The organism is Hyphomonas sp. GM-8P (assembly GCF_003263315.1).
Lineage (GTDB): Bacteria > Pseudomonadota > Alphaproteobacteria > Caulobacterales > Hyphomonadaceae > Hyphomonas.
In genome coordinates, this window is sequence record NZ_AWFE01000123.1 from 1 (window position 1) to 2,342 (window position 2,342).

Here is a 2,342-nt window from a genome sequence, read left to right on the forward strand (position 1 = left end):
CATGGTGCGACCAGAAAGTCGCATCTGTTGAGTGAGGCAGGGATGCCTCTGGTCGAGCCTTCTCGACCATTTCTAGCCGGAGCGTGCGAGCTGGGTAACTGGCTGGTGCGAAGCCTCCGGAAACGAGCGGGGAGCTGGCAGCCATACGCCGGTGAACCGCCCAAGGAGAAGACCGGTATGGTAAACGAAAGTGAATCTGTGTTGATGCGTCGTTACCCATCAGTCCCCCGGAAGTGGCTTTTACGGGGAGCAAGGGAATGGGCTGAGGGCACGTGGATCCCTCAGTCGGAAGGTCGATATTCCCCGGCGTATAGCAGGCACCTAACCCGGTCGCATCTCACAGATGCGGAACTGAGTAACCCCGATGAGGTCCGGTCGCTGGTAACAGCGCTCGGTAAGCGGTTCGCAAGGACCGCCCAATCCCTCAGCGGGTGGAGGATGTCATCACAAGCGAATGCCGCCAGCCGAAAGGCACGGGGAATACATAACCCGGCGGATAGGGCCATGCCCAACCTGAAAGGGTGCTGACAGATGACTGGTGAGTCCCCCTTAATCTCATGGAACAGCAACCGAACCGTTCGTGAAAAGATGGACGGGCCGCAAGGCCTGATCGTAAGCGGCGGAACTGTTCAATGGCAGACCATTGACTGGCCTGCCGCCTATCGAACCGTCAGGACGCTGCGCCGGAGAATCTATCGGGCGACTGAAATGCGGGACTGGAAGACGGTTCGCTCGTTGCAAAAGCTGATGCTGCGCAGCCGGGCGAACCTGCTCGTTTCCATCCGAAGGGTCAGCCAGATCAATCGTGGGAAAGCCTCTCCCGGTGTCGATGCGCGAACCGCACTGACGCCGACCGAGCGGGCGGGCCTTGCGAACCAGCTGGTGAACCTCAAGGCATGGGAACCGCTTCCAGCCCGGAGGGTGTATATCCCTAAAGCGAGCGGCAAGAAGCGGCCACTCGGAATCCCGTCCCTCATCGACCGGTGCCAGCAGGCCATTGTGCTCAATGCACTTGAGCCCTGTTGGGAAGCGCAGTTCGAGGGGACAAGCTACGGGTTCCGGCCCGGTCGTGGCGTCCATGACGCCATCGAGCGGATATATCTGGCAACCAAGTCCGGGTCCAAACGGGTCTGGGTTCTTGATGCCGATATCAAAGGCTGCTTCGACAATATCGACCATGACGCCCTGATGGAGGCTATCGGCAACTTCCCCGCAAGGGAAATGATCCGCCGCTGGCTGAAGGCAGGCTATGTGGAAGATGGCGTGTTCCACGCCACCGAGCAGGGCACACCGCAAGGCGGGGTCATTAGTCCTCTCCTTGCCAACATCGCCCTGCATGGAATGGAAGAAGCGCTGGGCATTGAGTATCGTGGAGGCACAAGTGCCTCATACGTGAAACCTCACTGCCCTGTCTTCGTGCGGTATGCTGACGACTTCGTCGTCATCTGCCACACTGAGACGCAAGCGCTTGAGGCCAGGGAGCGCCTTGCTGCGTTCCTCGCCGGGCGCGGCCTTCACCTCTCCGAGGAGAAGACCAGTATCCGGCACTTACGGGAAGGCTTCGACTTCCTCGGCTTCAATGTCCGTTCCTATAAGGTGGCAGACCGCGCCGCTGGCACGAAGACCCTGATCAAACCTTCCAAGGACGCCGTTAAAGCGTTCAGGAAGAAGCTCAGGGACCTGTTCCGCGCCCATGTCGGCTCGGATCAGGGGCAACTGCTTGCAGCTGCCAATCCGGTGATACGTGGATGGTGCAACTACTACCGTTACAGTGTCGCCGGGAAAATCTTCTCAGGGATCGAACACTATGTCCATGTCCGGCAACGTCGCTGGTGCCACCGTGCCCATGCGAGGAAGCTGAAACACTGGTGGATGCGGAAATACTTCGGGCGGCACTATAACTGCCCGACCTTCAGCTACACATTTATGGACAAGCAGTCAGGTGCGTTCATGATCCATCCAGCCGCGATCAAAATCGTGCGCTGGACGATGGTGAAGCACCGCAACTCCCCCGACGATCCGTCTCTCGCCGACTACTGGCGAAACCGGGCCCGCCGGATGGGAGGGACTGACCTCACGCGCAGTTGGCAGAAGGTTGCGCAGCGGCAAAGGCACACATGCCCGACCTGCCGCGAGAGCCTCTACAATGGCGAAACCATCCGCATGTCTCATGTGGATGGGGACAGGACGAACGGTTCCTACCGGAACCTTGCGCTTGTCCACGCCGACTGCCGCCGCGCGTCATATCAGGGACTTGCTTGAGCCGTGTGCGGGGAAACGTGCAAGCACGGTTCTGAGGGGACGGGTCGGCGGCAACGCCGACCTGTTACCCGACACTATGA

General features: G+C 59.8%; 1 protein-coding gene. It reads left to right on the plus strand.

What is annotated here, in order from left to right; genetic code table 11:
• Nucleotides 1-588 precede the first annotated feature (588 nt).
• Entirely contained in the window at nucleotides 589-2,262 is a 1,674-nt protein-coding gene (ltrA, locus tag HY26_RS17160; protein ID WP_233351675.1) for a group II intron reverse transcriptase/maturase, read from the plus strand.
• The last annotated feature ends 80 nt before the right edge of the window (nucleotides 2,263-2,342 follow it).